This window comes from Leptospira ilyithenensis, from assembly GCF_004771005.1.
GTDB classification, from domain to species: Bacteria; Spirochaetota; Leptospiria; order Leptospirales; family Leptospiraceae; genus Leptospira_A; species Leptospira_A ilyithenensis.
This window is the reverse complement of sequence record NZ_RQHV01000027.1, coordinates 13123-34310: the sequence shown is the minus strand read 5'-3', so window position 1 is coordinate 34310 and position 21188 is coordinate 13123. Positions and strand designations below refer to the sequence as shown.

Annotated in this window: 19 protein-coding genes; 10 read left to right on the top strand and 9 right to left on the bottom strand. The window is 40.4% G+C overall.

All coding sequences use genetic code 11. The annotated features are described in order from the left end of the window. Positions 1 to 143: 143 nt before the first annotated feature. The 3 genes from EHS11_RS03635 to EHS11_RS03625 all read right to left on the bottom strand — a co-directional run bounded on the left by EHS11_RS03635 (position 144) and on the right by EHS11_RS03625 (position 2473). On the bottom strand, positions 144 to 746 hold the full coding sequence (locus EHS11_RS03635; RefSeq protein ID WP_135763056.1) for an HmuY family protein: 603 nt from the start codon (positions 744 to 746) through the stop codon (positions 144 to 146). A gap of 20 nt (positions 747 to 766) precedes the next feature. Beyond that, positions 767 to 1573 carry a hypothetical protein gene (locus tag EHS11_RS03630; protein ID WP_246047575.1) on the bottom strand — a complete coding sequence of 269 codons (807 nt, stop codon included), beginning with the start codon at positions 1571 to 1573 and terminating at the stop codon, positions 767 to 769. A 162-nt stretch (positions 1574 to 1735) separates the two neighbouring features. Further along, positions 1736 to 2473, bottom strand: a complete 738-nt coding sequence (locus EHS11_RS03625) for a hypothetical protein (protein WP_135763055.1) — start codon at positions 2471 to 2473, stop codon at positions 1736 to 1738. Between the two features lie 126 nt (positions 2474 to 2599). On the opposite strand from EHS11_RS03625, the gene EHS11_RS03620 reads away from it, so the two are divergent. From EHS11_RS03620 to EHS11_RS03600, 5 genes are all read left to right on the top strand, one after another. Beyond that, the gene (locus EHS11_RS03620; RefSeq protein WP_135763054.1) at positions 2600 to 3475 is read left to right on the top strand and encodes a heme/hemin ABC transporter substrate-binding protein; all 876 of its coding nucleotides are present in this window, start codon (positions 2600 to 2602) and stop codon (positions 3473 to 3475) included. Then, the gene (locus EHS11_RS03615) at positions 3457 to 4470 is read left to right on the top strand and encodes a FecCD family ABC transporter permease (RefSeq protein WP_135763053.1); all 1014 of its coding nucleotides are present in this window, start codon (positions 3457 to 3459) and stop codon (positions 4468 to 4470) included. The genes EHS11_RS03620 and EHS11_RS03615 overlap by 19 nt, the downstream gene beginning before the upstream one ends. Then, the gene (locus EHS11_RS03610) at positions 4467 to 5246 is read left to right on the top strand and encodes a heme ABC transporter ATP-binding protein (protein WP_135763052.1); all 780 of its coding nucleotides are present in this window, start codon (positions 4467 to 4469) and stop codon (positions 5244 to 5246) included. The genes EHS11_RS03615 and EHS11_RS03610 overlap by 4 nt, the downstream gene beginning before the upstream one ends. 1 nt (position 5247) lies before the next feature. Continuing rightward, complete coding sequence (locus EHS11_RS03605) at positions 5248 to 6273, top strand: hemin-degrading factor (RefSeq protein ID WP_135763051.1); 1026 nt, start codon at positions 5248 to 5250, stop codon at positions 6271 to 6273. A gap of 225 nt (positions 6274 to 6498) precedes the next feature. Next, positions 6499 to 7296: a TrmH family RNA methyltransferase gene (locus EHS11_RS03600; RefSeq protein WP_135763050.1), complete on the top strand. Its 798-nt coding sequence runs from the start codon at positions 6499 to 6501 to the stop codon at positions 7294 to 7296. Between the two features lie 3 nt (positions 7297 to 7299). Here EHS11_RS03600 and EHS11_RS03595 read toward each other — a convergent pair whose 3' ends face one another. The 4 genes from EHS11_RS03595 to EHS11_RS03580 are packed head-to-tail and all read right to left on the bottom strand — an operon-like array spanning position 7300 to position 12493. After that, entirely contained in the window at positions 7300 to 8352 is a 1053-nt protein-coding gene (locus EHS11_RS03595) for a serine/threonine protein kinase (RefSeq protein ID WP_135763049.1), read from the bottom strand. A gap of 1 nt (position 8353) precedes the next feature. Then, positions 8354 to 9244 (bottom strand): diguanylate cyclase DgcR, encoded by an 891-nt coding sequence (gene dgcR, locus EHS11_RS03590; protein WP_135763048.1) that lies wholly within the window; start codon positions 9242 to 9244, stop codon positions 8354 to 8356. Positions 9245 to 9256: 12 nt separating this feature from the next. Beyond that, positions 9257 to 11044 (bottom strand): hypothetical protein, encoded by a 1788-nt coding sequence (locus EHS11_RS03585; RefSeq protein ID WP_246047574.1) that lies wholly within the window; start codon positions 11042 to 11044, stop codon positions 9257 to 9259. After that, a complete protein-coding gene (locus EHS11_RS03580; protein ID WP_167884337.1) occupies positions 11045 to 12493 on the bottom strand; it encodes a hypothetical protein in 1449 nt (482 codons plus the stop codon). A 132-nt stretch (positions 12494 to 12625) separates the two neighbouring features. On the opposite strand from EHS11_RS03580, the gene EHS11_RS03575 reads away from it, so the two are divergent. The 4 genes from EHS11_RS03575 to mdoH are packed head-to-tail and all read left to right on the top strand — an operon-like array spanning position 12626 to position 18415. Next, entirely contained in the window at positions 12626 to 14311 is a 1686-nt protein-coding gene (locus EHS11_RS03575) for a methyl-accepting chemotaxis protein (protein WP_135763046.1), read from the top strand. Between the two features lie 45 nt (positions 14312 to 14356). Then, positions 14357 to 15940 carry an OpgD/OpgG family glucan biosynthesis protein gene (locus tag EHS11_RS03570; protein ID WP_135763045.1) on the top strand — a complete coding sequence of 528 codons (1584 nt, stop codon included), beginning with the start codon at positions 14357 to 14359 and terminating at the stop codon, positions 15938 to 15940. 4 nt (positions 15941 to 15944) lie between these two features. Beyond that, entirely contained in the window at positions 15945 to 16313 is a 369-nt protein-coding gene (locus EHS11_RS03565; protein WP_135763044.1) for a hypothetical protein, read from the top strand. Continuing rightward, entirely contained in the window at positions 16310 to 18415 is a 2106-nt protein-coding gene (gene mdoH, locus EHS11_RS03560) for a glucans biosynthesis glucosyltransferase MdoH (RefSeq protein ID WP_135763043.1), read from the top strand. Before EHS11_RS03565 ends, mdoH begins: the two co-directional genes overlap by 4 nt. Here mdoH and EHS11_RS03555 read toward each other — a convergent pair. Continuing rightward, complete coding sequence (locus EHS11_RS03555; protein WP_135763042.1) at positions 18412 to 19377, bottom strand: YheT family hydrolase; 966 nt, start codon at positions 19375 to 19377, stop codon at positions 18412 to 18414. The two genes, mdoH and EHS11_RS03555, sit on opposite strands and share 4 nt — an antisense overlap. After that, positions 19374 to 20585 (bottom strand): EAL domain-containing protein, encoded by a 1212-nt coding sequence (locus EHS11_RS03550; protein WP_135763041.1) that lies wholly within the window; start codon positions 20583 to 20585, stop codon positions 19374 to 19376. Before EHS11_RS03550 ends, EHS11_RS03555 begins: the two co-directional genes overlap by 4 nt. Before the next feature lie 156 nt (positions 20586 to 20741). Here EHS11_RS03550 and EHS11_RS03545 point away from each other — a divergent pair, with 156 nt between their 5' ends. After that, positions 20742 to 21188, top strand: a complete 447-nt coding sequence (locus EHS11_RS03545) for a hypothetical protein (RefSeq protein ID WP_135763040.1) — start codon at positions 20742 to 20744, stop codon at positions 21186 to 21188.

The following is a 21188-nucleotide window of genomic DNA, read 5'->3' as shown; positions in this document are numbered from 1 at the left end:
GTTGAACCGACATAAGTGTTACCAAATTAATTTCGAAAGGAACAACCACTATCATTTGGAAACCCGGAGTGACATTCCCACTAACCCCCCTTTGTCGGGAAGATGGCGGGAAAATCATGGAAAGCAGGTTCCGCTATGGCTGATTATAGTTTTTGAAAGCGAAACTTGGGATATCCTGAAGTTCCTGCCAAACTATAATAATCCAACATTTGGAATTTAAAATAACTGGTTCCGTCTGAACCACGAATCAAATACACTTTCTTTTTGCTGGAAAGGATATGAGTGGTTCCGTCATAAGAATACCAAAGGAACATGCTCGGACTCGCATTCTCGTTAGCGCTTCCGAAACCACCGTCCCCAGTCTGTGATTGGAGAGAATCTACTACGATTGTACAAGACGATGATGAAATGGTAGTATCATCATAATCGCTCGTTGCTAATTCGCAAGATCCGCCATTTTTAGATCCGCTGGTTCCGCTGTTTGTTGCAATCACAAATCGCTTGAATCGAACATCCCAAGCATCGGAATTTGTAACCGTTACACTGGGATCCGCAGATTTTAAATTCACATGTGCCCATTCCGACGAAGATGTTGCATTGATCGTGATTCCGGGAATGACTTTGGTAGAATCGCTAACTAACAATAGTAATGCTGCCGCAGATCCGTCGTCTGTTGTTTTTTCTTTCGGACAGTTGATCGCAAACAATCCGAAAAGAACGATTGGTATTAATTTTAAAAATTTCATTTTTATACTTCCTCCTATCATTAAGGTAAAACGGAATCGGGAGAACTAACTATCTTGGTGAATGTAACTCCCGTAGCGGAACTGATTCCGAAATATGAATTTTGGGTTGCGAGTGCTGAAGTGGAAGATCCCCATGAAGATTCCGTTCCGACTGCGGTTCCCAAAGTGAGATTTGTTTTTGTTTTACAAACTGCCCCGTTTTGTCCTGTCACCCAAACGGTAAAACGAGGTGGGCTTGCACTTGTAAGATCAAAACAAACATCTACGGTTGCGGTGATAAAGTCATACAGATTTGTACCTGCAGGTGTTGCCGTAGTTGTGTTTCCATTGTTAGTTAGGTTTTTTGTACTAGTGCCGAAGCTGGCATAAGAAAAACCGGGAACAGGAAAAGTTGTACCGCTGCCCGAATAAAAGTTAAATGCAAATTGTCCTGAAGTTAAAGCAGTGCTTGTTTGCGTAGGAGCTGTTGTATAATTTGCAGGAAAGCCTGCGTATATTGTAAAGGCCAAGTGAGAAACAGAGACTTTCAAGCCTTCCACCCGGTAGTGTTTGATTGTGTCGGATGCAGGCTTGCAAATCGAAAAAGATCCTTTGGTAGGAGTTGACAATGTGGAATCTACCGTTCCATCTGCATTGGTAGCGCATGTGGTTGTCAATGTTGAAGAAGTATTTGCTAAGGCAAGAAGAGCAAGGACTCCGGTGTTGTCCTCTTCTTTCTCTTTTTTGCATTGGGCAAAAAGGCTGATAGAAAGTAGGAGAACCAATGAGATTGATAATTTCTGTTTCAAAAAGGGAATGGATATTTTATTTCGATTTGTTTGTTTCATGGGAGATTCTCCGGAAATAGATTGAATGGTAGCCTCAAAAATGAGACTCAATCTCATAAAAAAATGCGTAGATATTTAGGCAAGGAAAAATTTGGGATTAGCACTTCCCAAACCGATTGGTAGCGCCGAAAAATCGGCACTACCAGGAGAAAAAATCGAATTTTAGTCTTGAACTGCAAGGTCAACAAAAGCGGTAACTTTTGTGAATTTTGAAGTTCCACCTACCGCACCGGCTGCAAAAGAAATGAAAGCATTGCGTGAATCCAATTTAACAGTGCTATTCCAATCTTTTTTATTTACTACAGAAGTAGCAGCTGTTAGCGTAGTGAGGTCGGAACAACTTGCTCCGTTTACTCCATTTACCCATACAGTGATTCTGGATGGCGCTGCATCATTTACATCCAAACAAACAGTAGCCGCCGCGCTTGCAGTAACTGCACTGGAAAGACCTGTAATGTTTTGTCTTGTTCCGGAAGCGGCGTTGCTTGGTGCGTAACGAACTGCATAAATTGGTGCAGGAGTACTAAAGGATGGATAGAAATAAAGTTGAGCTACGTTTCCTGTAGGGAGCGCTGCAATAGTAGCCGCCGCATCCGTAGTCGCGTTACCTACGTTAAAGTAGAAAGTATTTCCTGTAATTTCCAAACCTTCGATTCTGAAATGTTTTGCCGATCCGCCTGATGGAACGCAAATTGCAGTAGCAGAAGGAAAATCCGTGCTTGTAAGAGATTTACCTGTAGTTTCACAGTACTTCGCAGCTGCTGCTGCGGCAGCTTGTGCCTGAGCATATAGAAGTGCTACGATAGGGGTATTGTCTTCTTCTTTTTCTTTACAAGAAGATAGAGTAATGCTGAGTCCTAGGATGAGAGCGATTGCTCCGAATTTGTTGAGATTGTTCATTTTGTCTCCAAAGTAATTGAGTCTAAATCTCATTTGAAAATGTGGCCAATTTCTGTCAAACAATTTAACCGAGACTCATTCTCATTATAATTTGACAAAAGCCCCCTCTTTGGGGAGAAAGTAAGTATGTTTATTTTCAAAATACTCTTTTCCGGAGTAAGAAGATTCAAAAACTTACTACCTATCCTGTTGATATCAGTATTGTCTTTTTCCTTATATGCCCAAGACAAAATCAGAATCGTTTCTTTGAATGGCGCTGTTACCGAAATTCTTTTTGGTCTGGGCGTTCTTCCATCTGAGATCGTAGGAGTTGATACCAGTTCCTATTACCCGAAAGAAGCCATGGCAATTGCCAAAATCGGCTACCAACGAACACTTGCTACAGAAGGGATTCTTTCATTAAATCCTACTCAAATCATCGGAACCAACTATGCCGGTCCTCCCGCAACGATCGAACAACTGAAACAATTGAAAATTCCTATGTTAATCGTTCCCGAACAACTTACGATTGAAGGAGCTGCGGAAAAAATCCAATTGATCGGCAAATTCGTTTCCAAAGAAAAAGAAGCGGAGGTTATGATCCGCAATTTAAGAAAACAAGTTGCCGGACTTAAACTCACCCGCCCCGCAAAACCGGTAAAGGTTTTGTTTCTTTATTCCCGCAGCGCCACCAATGTTTATGTTTCCGGTACGGGAACTCCCGCAGATGCGATCATTAAACTTTCCGGTGCGGAAAATGCAATTACTGAATTTTCGGAATTCAAACCTCTTACATCGGAAGCGATTGTAAAAGCACAACCCGATATCATTTTGATTCCCAGTATCTCACTAGAAGGGTTAGGTGGAGAGAAAGGTCTTTGGGAATTGCCAGGCATTCAATTGACTACTGCCGGAAAAAAGAAAAACTATCTTGCTATGGATGATCTGCTCTTGCTTGGGTTTGGTCCGCGGATTGGCACTGCCCTAGAGGAGCTTTCAAATAAATGGAAATCTCTCAAATAGGGAGAAGAAGAGTCTACTTTCTTTCTTTCACAATTGTTTTATCCGCAATCACTGTTCTATTCGTTTCGAACTGGGGTGCGTTTACGGTTGATTTAACCGAAGCATTTTTTGGTGAAAAAGAAAGCTTAGCAAAAGAAGTATTCTGGAATCTCCGTTTCCCTCGTGTAATACTTGCTACTCTTTTGGGAGGAACTCTCGCATGGTCGGGAGCTCTTGCCCAGGGGTTGTTTCGCAATCCGATCGTTGATCCCGGGTTAGTCGGAATTACCGCAGGTTCCGCCTTTTTCGCGTCAGTTGGGATTGTTTTGGGAACCAGTATTCCCAATTTCCCTCCCATATGGGGAGTGATCATGCTTTCCTTCGTTGGAGGAATCACAACCGGTTTTTTGGTTTATTTACTTGCCCGTGTTCACGGAAAAACGGAGATAAATACTCTTCTTTTGACAGGTATTGCCGTCAATGCGCTTTGTTTTGCAGGCATTAGTATTTTAAGTTATATTGCGAATGATGCACAACTTAGAAATCTTTCCCTCTGGAATATGGGTAGTTTGGGCGGAGCCAGTTGGGTAACTCTTGTAAGGCTCGGTCCCCTACTCCTTCTTCCTCTCATTGCGAGTCCTTTTCTTGCCGGTCCCATGAATGTATTTGCTCTGGGGGAAAGAGAAGCAATGCATCTGGGGATCTCCGTGGAAATTTTGAAATCGGTTTTGATTCTTTTGATCGGTGTGACTGTGGGTGCATGTGTTTCTCTTTCGGGAAATATAAGTTTCGTTGGACTTGCCATTCCTCATATTGTGAGATTAGTCATCGGACAGGATTATAAGTATCTGCTGTATTCTTCTTTTTTTCTGGGAGGAGCATTGCTTACTTTGGCCGATGGTTTTTGCAGAACGATACTTGCTCCGGCCGAGATTCCTGTGGGAATCATCACCGCCTTTATCGGAGCACCGGTTTTTTTATTTCTATTGAATAAAAGAAAAAGGAGATTAGCATGAGTTTGGTGGCAAAGTCGGTTAGTTTTTCCATCGGTACTCACTTGCTTTTGTCCGATATCTCTTTGACCGTAAATCCGGGAGAAGTCCATGTTTTAATGGGAAAAAACGGAGCTGGCAAATCCACATTATTCAAGTTATTATGCGGAGATTTGCCTCCCACAAGCGGAGAAATCCATCTAAGCGGCAAATCAATTGAACACTGGAAAAAGAAGGACCTGGCAAAATTCAGATCGGTTCTCACTCAGGATTTTGAACTCCAATTTCCTTTTTCCACACGTGAAGTCGTTGAACTGGGAAGATCTCCTCATAACTCAACGAAAGCGGAAAATGAAAAAATCACAGAAGAGTCGATGTCGATTACAAATACACTTCATGTTGCTAATCGTAGTTATTCGACGTTGTCGGGGGGAGAAAAACAAAGGGCACAATACTCACGAGTCCTTTCCCAAGTTTGGGGAGATCCTCCTAAGTTTTTGCTTCTGGATGAGCCTACTTCCAGTATGGACTTGCCCAATCAAATGAAATTATTGCAAGTCACCCGTCATATGGCGGACCAAGGTTACGGGATTTTGCTGATCTTGCATGATATTAATACCGCCTACCAATTTGCTGACAAAATTTCTCTATTGCGGGATGGAAAATTGGTTGTTACCGGTGGGGCGGCCGAGGTATTAACAGAAGAGAATATCAAACAGATTTTTGATGTGGAAATGTTTGTATTAAAGACTCCCAAGGGAAACATCATCATTCCGAAATTAATAAAGAAGGACAAATAAAATGAGCACAGCATTACTAGAATCATGGGAAAAATTGAAAACAGAAACTCCTAATTTGCGAATCCGCGAAGCTGGAAAAATCTTAGGTGTGAGCGAAGCAGAGCTTCTTTCAACTAAATTGGGAAAAGGTGTCAGTCTACTTAAAAAAGATTGGGCAGGCTTTTTGGCTGCAACACCAAAACTCGGTTATGTGATGGCTCTTACTAGAAACGAACCTTGTGTCCATGAAAGAAAAGGGGAATACAAGGATATTTCCGTTAACGGAATGATGGGACTCGTTGTAGGAGAAGATATCGATTTAAGAATTTTCCTCAGTCAATGGAAGCTCGGTTTTTATTCTGAAGAAAATAAAGGAGACTCCGTTCTTAAAAGTTTTCAATTTTTTGATAAATACGGCGAAGCAATTCATAAAATTTATACAACCGACAAATCAAATTTGGAAGGTTGGGCGGAAGTAAAAGAAGAATTCGCAGTTACCGATATGACACTTCCCGAAACAATCGAGAAAAAACAACCGCCGGCAGTCCAACCTCCCGTATCCATTTCCGTTCCCGATTTTTTAAACGATTGGGCCGCATTACAAGATACACACGATTTTTTTCCTTTGCTTCGTAAGTACAATGTGTCCAGAAAAACAGCTTTGGAAGTTGCCCAAGGAAAGTTTACTAAAAAAGTAGATAATGATGTATTTCAAAAATTATTAACCGAGTGCCGTGATCAAGGACAAGAAATCATGATCTTTGTCGGAAACGACGGGATGATTCAAATCCATACTGGACCTGTTTCCAAGTTGGAAGTGATGGGACCTTGGTTTAATGTTCTGGATCCTATCTTCAATTTGCACTTAAGAGCTGATTTGATTTTGGAAACTTGGGTTGTAGAAAAACCAACTAAGGATGGTTATGTGACTTCGCTTGAGCTTTTCGGGGAAAACGAATTGTTGATCCTCCAGTTGTTCGGAAAGCGTAAACCGGGAATTCCTCAATCGGAAACCTGGGCCAATTTGGCCCGAAATTACATGAAATAAATTGTCTGACTGAGTACTGAAGGTGTAACAAGCCTTCGGTATTGGCAAAAAGGCGAACTTATTTAAAAAAAAATTCGTAAAGATGGAGTTTTTCTTGGCGAAAATACTTTTATGTGTTAGGTGGTTTTTTGCAGGCCCACGAGCCACTCCCCCCAACCCGAATCAGGGTGGGGGATTTTAATATTCCCAGATGGGGATTATGTCTCTTTCCTTAATTGTTGCATAATGATTTCAATCCAAGACCCCTTTGACCCACGTGTTTCCCCCTACTCCCTTCTCAAATCCAAAGAAGAAACCTCCGATTGTTTTATTGCTGATAACGAAAAAACGGTGGTTCGGCTTTTGGAATCGGATCTGGAAGTGGTAAGTATCTTTGCTACCGAAAGATTCATTCGGAAACATCTATGGCTGATGGAAAAGAAAAAAATCGAACCAACTAATATATTTTATGCGGAGAAGACGGTGTTTGAAAAAACAATCGGGTTTTCCGTGCACCAAGGAATCATGGCCCTTGGAAAAAAACCTATCTCCATTTTAGTAAAAGATCTAAAACTTCCTATCGTAGTGTGCAATAATATCTCAGATGCTGAAAATTTCGGCTCTATCATTCGCACCTCTGCCGCTTTTGGAATCAAATCCATCATTTACGATAAACAATCCTCTTCTCCTTATTTACGCAGGTCAGTGAGAGTTTCCATGGGGAATGGGTTTCCTCTCCACTTTTTCAAATCGGATTCATTATATGACCTTATACAAGAATACCGACAGGAAAATATCCCTGTCATAGGTCTTGCTTTGCCGAATATAGCAAATAACAAAAAACAGTTGGTTTCGGAGATATTTGAATTTCAATTTCCCGAAAAATACCTGTTAGTTCTTGGTAATGAGGCGGATGGAATAGATGCTGAACTTAAAAGCATCTGCGATCATCTGGTCTATATACCAATGAGCGATGGAGTGGACTCTTTGAATGTTTCCCACTCTCTTGCTGTTGCGTTGGCATTCAGTCGTTTGATACCGTAAAATTCAGTTTTCCCAATCCCAGAAAAAATCTTTATTCGAAAGCTCTTCTTCTTTTTCCAAAGTCTTTGAAACTGGTGACTCTTCTTCACTCTCTCTTTGAAATCCTTTCGCCATCAATTCCAAATCCATTGTTTCTTTAGACCAGTATTCATCCGTTCCGAAATGAGGGAATAGATTTTGAAACGACGGGTCTTCCCATCTTTTTGCAATCCAAGATGCATAATAAACATATCGAATCGCGCGAAGAGGTTCAATCAAATCCAACCAACCCTTTGAAAATTCGCTAAACTCCCTATACCCTTCAAAAAAAAGTTCCCTGTCATTTTCCGATCTACTTTCACCAAACGGAAGTAACATCCAAAAATCCTGCACAATTGGGCCCTCTAAAAAATCATCAAAGTCTAAAATGGAAAATCCATCTTCCGATCGAATCAAATTTCCTTTATGACAATCTCCGTGAATTCGATGAAATGGAATTTGTTTTGCTTTTGAAATGGTTTCAAACCGATCGAAAGCAAAATAAGCCGCCTTTTTATAACGATCCATTAGATGAGAATTTGTAATCCATCCTCCGGCAAGAATCAGATTCAATGCTTTTTCAGCATAATCCGCAATGCTCAAGGAGGAACGATGTTTTGTTTTCTTTGATTTACCTACAAGATGAATACGACTTATCAATCTTCCCAATTGTGGTAGATCCGATTCGGATAGTTCTTCAATGATTCTTCCCGTCCGCAAAGGCCAGATAGCGAATGTTAATCCTTGGGATTCGTGTAAAGAATTTCCTTGTTTGTCCGAAATAGGAGCAAGCACCGGAATATCCGCTTCTTTCAATTCATATAAAAAATCGTGTTCTTCCTGGATTTGTAATTTCGTCCATCGATTAGGACGATAGAATTTTACGATAATTCTTTCGCCTCCGTCGATTTCAATGTCGAACACTCTGTTCTCTACGCTATTGAGCGCAACGCAACGCCCCGTAGGAATATAGCCGATACTTTCTACGGAGGAGAGAATTAAATCCGGGTTTAAACCGAGAAAAGAGGCTTCATACATATTAGGATTCTATAATCCTATTTCTTCCCTGGTGTTTTGCATCATATAAATTTTTATCTGCAATTTTTAATAAATTGAACGGAGTGGAGACGGAACTTAGATCTCCCCCAGCTACTCCTCCGCTAAAACTGATTTGAAATGTTTCTCCTGTATTATCTTGAATGGCGAGAGTGGAAATATATTCTCTCACCTTATCCAAAGCATTTTTCGATTCAACTAAGCCTGTTTCAGGTAAAACAATTACAAATTCTTCACCGCCATATCTCGATAGAATATCCGATTTACGAAGTTTTGTTTTGAGTTCGGAAGCCAGCGTTTTTAAAACCCGATCCCCCACTTCATGACCGTAGGTATCATTTACTTTCTTAAAATAATCTATATCAATCATAGCAACCGACATACAATGTTTATGCCTTTTGCATCTTTGAAATTCCTGGTCAATCCTTTCATCCATATAGCGCCTATTATATAGGCCGGTTAACGCATCTTTAATGGCGGTATCACGCAATAAATCCTGAAGGGTTTTGATTCTTAGTGCGCTATAGATACGAGCCAATAGTTCTATCTCTTCCGCCGGCTTTCGGATAAAATCCGTTGCTCCTGCTTCGATCGCTTCTTTCATCTTTTCCGGTTCCGTATGACTTGTTACCATGATGATGGGCAACCAGCCCGTAGGTGAAGAGGACAATATTTCATTGATAAGATCTATCCCGGTTCCATCCGGAAGCTCCCAATCCAAAAGCACGATCTCTATGTCTTCTTTGGAAATAATCTCCCGTGCTTCTTTCGCATTGTTTGCGGAGATGGGAACATAATTATGTTTGGTTAGCCAGCGAATCAATATTTGTCTTTGCAACATTGAATCTTCGACAATTAGTATTTTATTATTCATGATTTCGCCTTATTAGTTTTTTTTCTTAGGCTCGAATATTTTATCGGCCTCGTCTTTCTCAAGAGGAACTTTTACAATCACACTTCCCTCTTTCTTTGCTTGATCCAAATCAACAACAGCACCGACTAAAAGCCCGTTTGCTTTATTAGTTACGTCTTTCACACCATATACAACCCATTTCCCACCTTCCATAGACAAAACGAGATAGGAACAATCCGATACCGCGAGAACCGAATGTGCTGAAAGTTGAGCAGTCATTTCGTAACTCATCACGACTCCGCTGCCCAAAGCAACTCCGGTTGGCACACCGACCGCTTTTGTTACTTGGTAAATTCCGTAACTCGCCCCAAGACCGAAAGAAGCAATAGTACCTGTAGTTCCGGTTGCAATTGCCGCGGTTTTGGTAGTGGCAAAAGTGGCGGTCTGTGCGGCAAAAGAAGAAGTTGCGACCATTCCTCCCGCAGTCACACCCCCCAGTGCCACGCCTCCACCAACTAATGCCTGCGATGTGGAAATACCCGCAAGAGAAGCCGGAGCTAAAATGTATTTGCCGGATTTTTCCGTTACAATGGCCGCTCCTTTCGCGGAGTAGCCCGAGGATTTTTTTATAAGTTTCGCCGATGTCTGGCCGCCTGCCTTTAACGAATGATAAGATTCATATGTTACGAATTCCGTACTCCCCAAAAGAGCGCCTAATGCCAGTTTCAGATTTGGAGCGACTATGTAGACAATCCCTTTTCCCGCAACCGTAAATGTTTCCGCAAGAAAGTAAACTCCCGTGCCGGCTGTTACGGTTGCGATCGTTGCGGGATAAACTACTCCGTTGATACCGATATATCCTATGGATAAAACGCCTATTTTGCCGACCGGTTCGATCATTCCATCATAAAACAATGCTTTTGTGGTTTTGGCGAAAGCTTTCAATAGAGAAAAAGAAAAGCCTTCACCATCCGCGATGGATTCTATATCTTTGGACGCATCGCGAAGTCCGTTTTTCGTATCCTTTCCGTAACTGAAAACAGTCTCTTGCCAAGCTTCTTTTACCTGCTTTGAAACTTTGGAACGTACTTCACCTACATCGTTGAAAGCGGATTTCCAACCACCCCCGCTAACTTCGGTAAAAGATTCATTCCATGCCGACTTGAACGAATCGTCAATGTCCACATAACCTTGTACAAACGATGAGAAAGCTCCGTTAAAGGTGTTTTTATATCCGGTCATTCTTTTTTTCAAACCCGAATCTTTTTCCACCGGAGTATTGTCTTCTTTTAATACTTCGTTGGCCCACTCGTCCCATTCTTTTCTAAGCGTTTCCGATTCTTTTATGATATCATCATGAGCCTGTTTGCCTTTTTGCCAGGAAGCTCCGGTGACTCCTTTTGATTTGGCAACCGATTCTTGCATAATATAAATTCCAGGCTGGGTTAATTCCTTTTGAAGGAGTTGAACCGCTTCGTTACCTTTGTCATCAATATCATTGGCCATTGACAGACTAAACTTTGTACCGTCTTTTATAATAACAACAGATTCGGCCGCTCTTTTCCATGATTTGGAAAATTCTTCTTTGGCGAAACCCACCCTTCTTCCCAGGATAAATATTTCAGCTTCTTCTCCGGGAGGAATGAACTTGATACTAGTTCCCTTCACGGGAAGTGCGCCTTGCAAAAAGAGAGAGCTATGTCCTTCCTTGATTAATTTTTTGGAATTTTTAAGAGGATCGTTCGGGTCTTTTTCCGCAGACTTACAAGTGCAAAGGCAAAGAAGAAAAATTGCAGAACAATATTTGGATAATTGCATCATTTAATTTTTACCTTCGTTCGTTTTGGAATGCTCTTTTTCTTTTTCACTGATTTCTGCATCCAAAACTTTTTTAATAATCGCAGGATCTCTTGTTAATATTTCAACTTTCCCCGACTTCTTCGCCTCTTCCAAATCCACGATTGTTCCGGTAGGCAGATCTTCAAATCCTGCATAATTTCCACGCACGACCGCAATCACCACTCTCGGGCCATCGTAAGTAAGAAAGATGGTTCCGTCAGGAACCGCTGTTACTAAATGTACAGGCAGTGCGGTCAATGCAGTATAACCAAGGATCAATCCCGATTTCAAAGGATAGATGGAAGACTTTGCCGAATCTACGGTAAAATCATATACGACTCCCGTTGCAAGTGCCGTTGTCTCTCCTACCACGGCTCCTCCCTTTGCGGCGCCTTCCCCAGCTCTTGATCCTATGACAGTTGTTACTTGGTTAAACGCGGAGATCCCTCCTCCCGTCACAAGAGTAGGCACGGTAGAAGATGCGGAAGCGATCCCCATAGTACTGAACAATCCTGCTTCCAAACTGGGGCTGATCACCCTATAACCAACTTTAGTCGAATAATATAAAACCATTCCGGTTGTTACAACTGTTTGCCCTGACACTGTGAGCACATGGGAGACAGGAACAAAAACACCTCCGAGTACAATCGTTTCCCCGACGGATGCAGTAGTCTGTGCGGCAGGAACAACCAATTCTTTTAAAGCAAATGTATATCCTTGGAAAATATCCCAGAGAGCGGTTAACGTATTGTCCCGGCTTCCGGACTCTTCGTATTCATCCAAAAAGGCTTTTGTTGTTTTCGCATAACTGCCCTTCCATGCAGATGTAAGTTTTTTTCCGTTTTTGGAGGAAGTATCAAAAAACAACTCGTTAAGCGATTTGGTTACCCCTGATCTTCTTTCATTCAAATCCGAATATGCATTTAGCACTTGTTCCGTATCTTCTTCTACCTTATCATCAAGAAACAAATAACCGTTGATAAATCTTTCGCCCGCAGTATTTCCCATTTTTCTCGCAAGTTTCCATTCTTCTGCTGTTAGTTGCAAAGAGAACCGATAGATATCGGCGGAAAGTGCTGTGCCGGAAGAACGTGTTTTTTCACCAAGGGTTTCGATCTTTTCCATAGTTGCTTTCAAACTACCCGGATAATCGGAGGCTCTTTTTTTCCATTTCACAAACAATAACGATTTTGCTACCTTTGAACTCATCCTTCCTGATTCGACGACGGATTCGATGGATTCTTTCGAGGATGGAATGAACAACCAGCCTTTTTCATGAATATTTTTTCTTGCACCCAATGCGTTTGCTGTTAGCGGGGCTATTTTTTGAAAGGATAAGGGTTTTTCCTTATTACCTGTAACAGATTCGCCAATGATTTTGTCTGTTTTTGCGGGATTGGCACATGACAATAGAACAAAAAAGACAAACATTTTGCTTAAAGATGCAGAGTATTTTTTCATAAAGACGATTTTTGAAATTTGCCTTCCGTTTTTAGAATCTGATTGCTCACAAAATCATCTGGCAATTTTACTGATAATAGGTTTAAATTAATTCTAAGTCCAATGAAAAATAACGGCCCCGTAACCAACATCGAAAGAAAATTTTTACCAGGTCAAAATATCATCTCCAAAACAGACCTAAAAGGTATTATCCAGTTCGTAAATGCGGAGTTTTGTGAAATCAGCGGATTTGCAGAAGAAGAATTACTCGGCAAACCGCAAAATATCATCCGGCATCCTTCTGTTCCTAGGGAAGTTTTTGCCGATATGTGGAATAGTCTGAGCCAAAATAAATCCTGGAACGGCGTTGTTATCAATCGTTGCAAAGATGGAGACCATTATTGGGTGGACGCAAATATCTCCCCCCTCTTCCAGGGAGATCATCCTATCGGATATATGTCAGTTCGGACCATCGCCTCCCCCGAACAAATCGAAGCCGCAGAGATACAATTTGGTATTAAAAAGTCAAAAACAACCCTACGGCGTCTTTTGCTACAATCAATTGTCCGATGGATTTCCAACCGCAAAAATATTTTCTTTCTAGGTTTACCGATTCCAGTAGGACTTATCGGTTTTTATTCCGTTCTTTTTGCAAACAAACAAAAGTTAGGTTTATTTCTTTTGGGAGCTTCCGGCTTAGCATTCATTCTCGGTTATGTTTTCCAAGAAATTTTCTTTAGAAACGAATTAGGAAAATTAAAAATCCAAATTCAAGGTTTGGCCGAAAGGGATTTAAAAACAAATATTCATATTCCTGACAGCTCCAACACTTTTTACACTGCATTTCAAAAATTAAACGATTTGAAAGTAGAAATGAAAGGATTGGTTTCCCAGCTATACTCTAACTCCGAATTTGTGGAAGTTCATTCCAGCATGGCGAGTAATTCCATCAAACAGATTGATGTTTCCGTACAAGAATTATCAAAGTCCCTCAATACTCTTTCCGATAGCGTAAGTGTGACTCAAGAGAGTTCATCTCATGCGGGAGAACAAATCGTAGAGCTGACTCAATCCATCATTTCCATCAACAACCAAGCATCTTTCCTTTCCAAAACGATCGCTGACACAAGAAACGTGATAGACGATTCCTTCTCCGTATCAAAGGATCTGTCTTCTCAAATGAACGCTTTCAGTACATCGGTAGACTCGGGCACAAAAAGATTGGAAGCCCTTGCTCTCAAATCAAATGAAATTGCAAAGATTCTAAGTTCCATCACGTATGTTGCCGACAGAACCAACTTACTTTCATTAAATGCTGCAATCGAAGCGTCACGTGCCGGAGAAGCAGGCGCCGGATTTGCGGTGGTCGCGGAAGAGATTAAAAAATTGGCGGAACAGTCCTCAAGATCCGCGAAAGAAATCCATCAATCCATATCCAGCTTTCGATCAGAATTATTATTTGTAACGGATGACAACAAATCCAGATTAGTGGAACTTCAAAAAGGCGCAAATGATATTGTAAAAATAGAATCTTCCTTTCAGGAAATATTCACGCATTCGGAAAAGGAAAAATCGGCCATCCAGGAATTGATAAGAATTGCATCCAATATTGACAAATTATCGCAGATGCTCAGCCAAGAACTGGAAGTGATCATGCAAAGAAATACGGAAAACAATAGTGTTGTCAGCGAATTGGCTGCTACTTCGGAAGAACAATCCGCATCGATTCATTCCATCATCGGAGCAATGCAGAATCTGGAAGAAGTCTCCGCGTCGTTACACTACACAACAAGACTTTTCAGATTTTAAAAGGAATGGTCAGATATTTCATTACTCATTACAATGGTATGAGTAATGAAAAAATTAAACTTTTTCTTTGCTATAATTGCGATCGTTCTTGCCGGGTTTTCTTTTTTTAAAAACGAAGATTCCGTTTCTCTCCATTCTTTAACGGATATATTTAGCAATGAAAACCAACCCTTCGGCCTGGATCATCTGGATCGAAAAGCAAAAAAACTTTTAAAAAAAGAATACGTCCGACCAACACTGGTTAAAGTTCCGTCTCTGGATGGAATCAATTACGAAGATTATAGACAAATCGTTTATAAACCTGAAATCGCCATCTGGAAAAACTTAGGGCTCCCTTTCCAACTCCAATTCTTTCATCCGGGTCATATTTATTCCACGGGAGTTCATATCTACGAATTAGTGGACAATGAACCATCCGAAATCAAATACGATGCTTCTCGCTTTGATTTCGGAAATCTGAAATTACCCGACCATTTTGACAGCCTTTCCAAGGGACTGCTCTATACGGGTTTTAGAATCCACTTCCCGCTTAACAATAGTAATAGTCTGGAAGAATTCGCGGTATTCCAGGGAGCAAGTTATTTCCGAGTCATATCGGAAGGTCAAATTTACGGGCTTTCCGCCAGAGGACTTGCGATCAATACGGGACTTCCTGAAAAAGAAGAGTTTCCCACCTTTGAAGAATTTTACATCAAAAGGCCGGAAAAATTCGATCAAACCATTGAAATCTTCGCACTACTCAACAGTGAAAGTTCGGTGGGATCTTATCATTTTACTTTCTTACCTGGAAAAACCAGCGAAGTCAAAGTTAAATCGAAAATCTATCTCAGAAAGAAAGTAAAACGACTGGGTTATGCTCCTCTGACTTCCATGTTTTTATATGGAGAAACGGATATTCCCATCAATCAGAATATCCATCCCGAAGTACATGACTCGGACGGTCTGCTTTTATTAACAGAGAAAGACGTTTGGGAATGGAGACCCTTGACCAATCCTAAAAAAACTACCATAACCAAAATACCGGCGAATTCTTTCAAAGGTTACGGACTCATTCAAAGAGATCGGAAATTCAAAAGCTACCAAGACGATAAAATGAAATATCATCTAAGACCGAGTGCTTGGATCGTTCCAGAAAATGATTGGGGAAAAGGCAACTTACATCTATTAGAGATTACAACTCAATTGGATTCCGATGATAATATGGGAGTATTTTGGGAACCGGAAACGCACCCGCAGCCTCTTGAGCCTTTTTCTATCAACTATTCTCTCTTTCTCAACGAACGTTCTCCCGAAGAACATACGTTAGCAAAAGTTTCTGCGGTCTTTCGCGGTCAAGACCCGTTGTTCCCGAACGTAACGACCCTTACTCTGTACTTTACCGGCGATGATATAAAAAAATTGGACAGAAACAATCCGCCAAAACCAATCATCAAGACCAACCGGAAGAAAAAACCGGATATACATTATACTATTGAAAAAATTTCAGAGATGAGTCAATGGAGACTCGTAATTCAATACCCAAGAGAAGAAGCAAGTTTCGAATCTCCCTTAGAGTGGAAAGTCCATTTGGAAAAAGACGATCAAATCATTAGTGAGACATGGATATATGAAGACGGACTCTCCAGATAATTCATTGAAGAAATTTTTAGCAACCAATGCAAGAACCTATTTACTTGCCCTGGGTATAAATAATGAATTTGAAATTGCAAAGATTCTTGTGGCCTTTGAAAAATCCATTCAGGAACAAGGCCCTGATCTCACATCCATTCCATCCGCATGGACGATTTGGTTAAAAAAAATCCAATCTTCTCAAAAAACAGACCTCCCGTTCAATACCTTAAATAAAGAATGGAAACTTACTTCCATGGTTCCTAGAAATTTGGATTTTCCACCAATTGCAAAAAATCCAAAACTATCCGGAACCGTTAAACCTTTTTTCTTCATTTTATCCGCACTTTTTTGGAGCATAATATATTATTTTTTAATTTTTAAATTATTATGAATTTTTTTAATTTTAAAACAGATCCATTTACCTTACTTTTTCGCAGAGTCGCTTTTGCCTCTGCCAGCCTAATCCCTGTTTTCTGGGGGATCTCCATATTCTTCAGAATTGCATACTTCAATGAAATAGGTCTCAGTGAATACTATCAAAGTATCACCTTTATCTTATTATTTCCGTTACTATCCTACGGAGCTTCGGTTTCCATTTTCGGTTTTATCCAAAGAAGAAAAAAAGGAGGAGATCTTTTACGGATTTCTTCTTTGGTTCCCCAAGATGAAAATTTTCTATCAATCGTTCAGTCCGCTCCGACGGCAGTCGTAATGCCGATCTACGGGGAAGAGATAGGAGGCACGATTGCACGGGTAGAAGTTCTATTTAATTCTCTCAAAAGAAGTGAAATCCTTCAGAACACGGATATTTTTATTCTAAGCGACACAAGAGATCCTGATTTTTGGATCAAGGAAGAAATCGCCTATTTTGAATTATGCGAAAGACTCGATAGTTTTGATAAGATTTTCTATCGCAGAAGGAAAATCAATCTCAACGGTAAAAGCGGTAATCTAGCCGATTTTTGCAGACGTTGGGGAAAACTTTACCGTTATATGCTGGTATTGGATGCCGACAGTCTGATGAGCTCTGCCTGTATCGCAAAGATGATTGCGATTATGGAAAAGGACAGTACAATCGGCATTTTACAGTCCACTCCCAAATTATTCGACGCAAAAACAGTCTTTCAAAAACTAAATCAATTTTCGTCTTCTTTGTTTTCACCTATATTTCAGGCAGGAGCCAACTATTGGCAACTGAATGCAGGTTCCTATTGGGGTCACAACGCTCTCATTCGAATCAAACCTTTTATGGAATATTGCGCTCTTCCTCACCTCCCCGAATATGGCGCGATAGGCGGTAAAATACTAAGTCATGATACGATCGAATCCGCGCTAATGAGACGTGCCGGATTTTCCGTAAGTGTTGCCTATGATTTGGAAGGCAGTTATGAAGAAAGTCCTCCCAATATTTTAGATTCTTTAAAAAGAGATAACAGATGGTGTCAGGGAAACTTACAACATCTTTGGTTTTTATTTGCAAAAAGAATTCCTTTGCTTAACCGGCTTCATATCGTTCTTGGAATCTTTTCTTATGCAAGCGCTCCCATTTGGGCGATTTATATCATACTCAGTATGTGGAACTATTGGAATGATTTTCGGTTTTTAAGTTTTTCCTTACTTCCCGAAGAATTTGAATTTTTCATCAGGCAAATTTATTTTCCGCTTTATTTCGAACTTTTAGGACTATCGATTACATTGTTGTTTTTACCTAGAATTCTCGGCTGGATTGACGGAATATTGAATTCGGAAGTTAGAAAATCACATGGAGGATTTTTCGGATTAACGGCAAGTTTTATCCTGGAAACTGCATTCTCCATTCTTTTGGCTCCCATACATTTGATATATTATACTATCTTTATATTCTTCACCTTATTTAACAAAAAGATAGAATGGGCTCCTCAAAATCGGGATGCTAAAAAACTCCATTCCTTACGTTCCATCGCTCAGTCTTTTTCAGGTTTGACCCTACTTGGAATTTCGATTGCCTTTTTTCTCAACGGGGTTTCCGAAATTTTATTCTATTCCACACTACCTATTTGGCTGGGTTGGATTTTATCCGTTCCCGTAGTTTACTTTTCCGGTTTTACTTTCTCTCCTTCCAATCGGATTTTCCAATGGCTCTTTCAAACAAAAGAGGAAAACAATCCTTCACGGGAAATTACAGAACTGGCCGAATGCAAGAAAAGATTCAAGAACGAACTTAGAAATGAAAACATCCCCGGATTATTTTTAGGTTTGGTTCACCCTAGGTATTTTCAAATACATAGACAGATGCAGGGAAAGAAGGAAGCACACCCCTCACTTTCGATAAAAATAAAATCATCTATGGCCAAGTTGATTGAAGAGGGACCGGAAATAATCGACAAACAAACTTTAGCTGCTATTCTAACGAATACGGACGCAATTCAAAAACTGCATTTTCAAATCTGGACCACTCCACAATCGGAGATGGCTCCTTACTGGAAGGAGCACTGGCCAAGCCTTTCTCTTTAGTTCATCTTTCTTTCCATAATCTTCCAGTAATAGGCGTTGCGATTTCCATCTTCAATAAACCCACAGTGCCCTCCTTTGCTTTCCACAACTACTTCCAGATAAGGATTTCTAGGTATCGTGTAAAAATGAGAAACGGGTATAACTGGATCATCTGCGGATGTTAAGACGGTAACCGGGGTTTTGATTTTGCTAAAAAAATCAGGTTTTAAAGTATAAGTGGAAAAGTATTCCAATACATCCGCAAACTCGGAATAATCCGAAATCAACTTTTCCGTCAGATCCATTACCGACTTATGCCTGCTAATATTTCCAAACTCGTAAAGAAAAGGAAACAATGCAGCCTTCTTTTTTAAAGACCTTGACCAAGCTTTTAAAAAGTATTTTTTTAAAATCGGGTGTTCGTCCATCTTCAAAGTTGCTTCATATGGATCGAGGGCAGGACTAATGGAAAAGGAATACTTTAGGTTTTGAATCTGATTGGATTTTTTTTCCAAAGAATGTCGATGTAAAATTCTCAAAACAAAATTTCCACCCAGAGAAAAGCCGATCAGATAAACAGGCTTTGTCTTATCGGTCTTAAGAGATAAAATACGGACAGCTTCGTACGTTTCTTCAAACAAACTTCCATTGAAGATCCCTTCATTCAGATGGTGGGTCTCTCCGTGATCTCTCAGATTAAGCCGGAAAATGGAAAATCCCTTTTGAAGGAAATGGTTTGCAGTACGAACAATATAACTGGAATGAATGCTCCCTTCCCAACCATGTAGTAAAATCAATGTTCCTTTAGCTTCCTCAACTTCGTTCAAAGCGGCGAGCAAAGAAACATTGCCATCGGTTTTAATCAGATGCCACCGGCTCTTTTTGAGAAAAGGATATGATTTATCTTGTTTGGATTTCCAGGAAGCAAACAAGGATTGTATCATTGGTCCTGAAAAAAAAGGAAGAGGTTTGAAGGAGCTCATGTTTTGGGGATAGATACATCAATAAATATGGATAATTGCCCCTCAAGTATTTTTGAAAATACGACCAACTTTTGATTCAAACTTTTGTCCCAATAAGGCTCACTTACCTGCCAGGCTGATGAATTTCGGAACGCCTGTTTCACATGTTTGTAAAAAAAAGGAAGATAAGACCAGTTTTTATGGAGGTTGGAATTGTTTTCACGAAACGAAGATTCCCCGTTTCTTTCATAATAAGAAGAAACTTGAGTTCCGTCCCAATCGGTAATATAAACCCTTTGAATGGAAGAAGATTGTTTGAAAATAGAATTAGCATCGATTAACACTCGCTTGCCGATTGTTTTTACAGGGATGGTCAACTTCTCCAGGATATTTTTGACAGAGTCCTCAAACACCAAATCCGCAGAAATCTGTTTTCTCTTCATCTGGTGAAAACTATCCAAATGAGGCTTCAATAATCCTTCGGAGTCGATCGGGTTTAGAAAATGCGGGTTCGGTCTCCCCAAAAAATACCCCTGCAAAAACCTCGCTCCGGAATCCACAGCCCTGTGCAATTCCTCTTCGTTTTCAATTCCTTCAAATAATAAATCCGATCCAAGCCCCAAAGAAATATCCTTTAAATATTCCAGTATGGATTGAAATTCGCGGGATTTGATGGATCTCTTCAAAAGATTCAAATCCACCTTGATCATATCCGGCTTTAGAGCACCTAACCGTTCCAAGTTGGAGGATTCCGAACCTACGTCGTCCAATGCGATCAGGAACCCTTGTTCTTTTAGAAATTCGACCGCAGTAGTCAGAGCATCTATTCCCCGTTTGCTGGTCCGTTCCGTAATCTCCAGATAAATCCTGGATGTATTGATCCCGTAATGTTTTGCCTTTTGAACGATTGGAAAATTGATTCCATCCGAATGTTCCACTTCATGCAAAATCCGATCGGGGGTCATATTCAAAAACAAATAACCTTTCTGTTTTGTATCTGTAAAATACTGAAATGCCTTTTCTGTCAGGAGCGAATCGATCCGAAGCAATTGATCTTGCTCTTCTTCCGTCTGAGGAGCTTGTAAAAAGACAGGGATGCCGTACACATCGCCATTCAACGTGACCCCCCTTCCTAAAGACTCATATGCAACTACAGTTTGATCTTCCACGGAAAAGATAGGCTGGAAATAAGGAACATAGTTTAAGCTTGGTTCCGTGGTAATTTGCATATTCACAGCTTGGAAGTTATGGATTTTCTTGCCAGCATAATTCCGTTATTTTAGAAATAAATTCGCTAAATTGGATAATGAATTATGTCCCATTATAACAATTCTTTTTGATCTATATCAATTGACAGTTCCTTGGAAAAAAAGAAAATTCATGCCATGAAGTTTTTCATTCCATTCCTCATTCTGTTCGGATTCTATTGCACTAATTTTCAGCCTTATCATACAGAATGGAAACTTTCCAAAGATTCGGATGTCTTCCTTGCGGCAGTCAACGCCAAAGCGAGCGAAAAAGCAATCTCACAAGATAGCATTGCAATGAAACGAACAACTTGTGTAGATGCTGCAAAACTACTTTCCACGTCAGCCAGATTGACCAGATATCTTGTGGAATCGGAAAAAACTTCACTGACAGAATCGGAACTTCAATCACTTACTAAAATCGTATCCTCTTACAACATAACGCCCGCTATAGAAGAATGTCAATCCGTTCCAATCGAATCTTTATTCGGAAGTTCCGAATGGGAATCATGCCAATGTTTATTTTCGATTGCTTATCCCGGAGGTAGGAAAAAATTCAAAACAGACCTTGAACATATTCGTTAA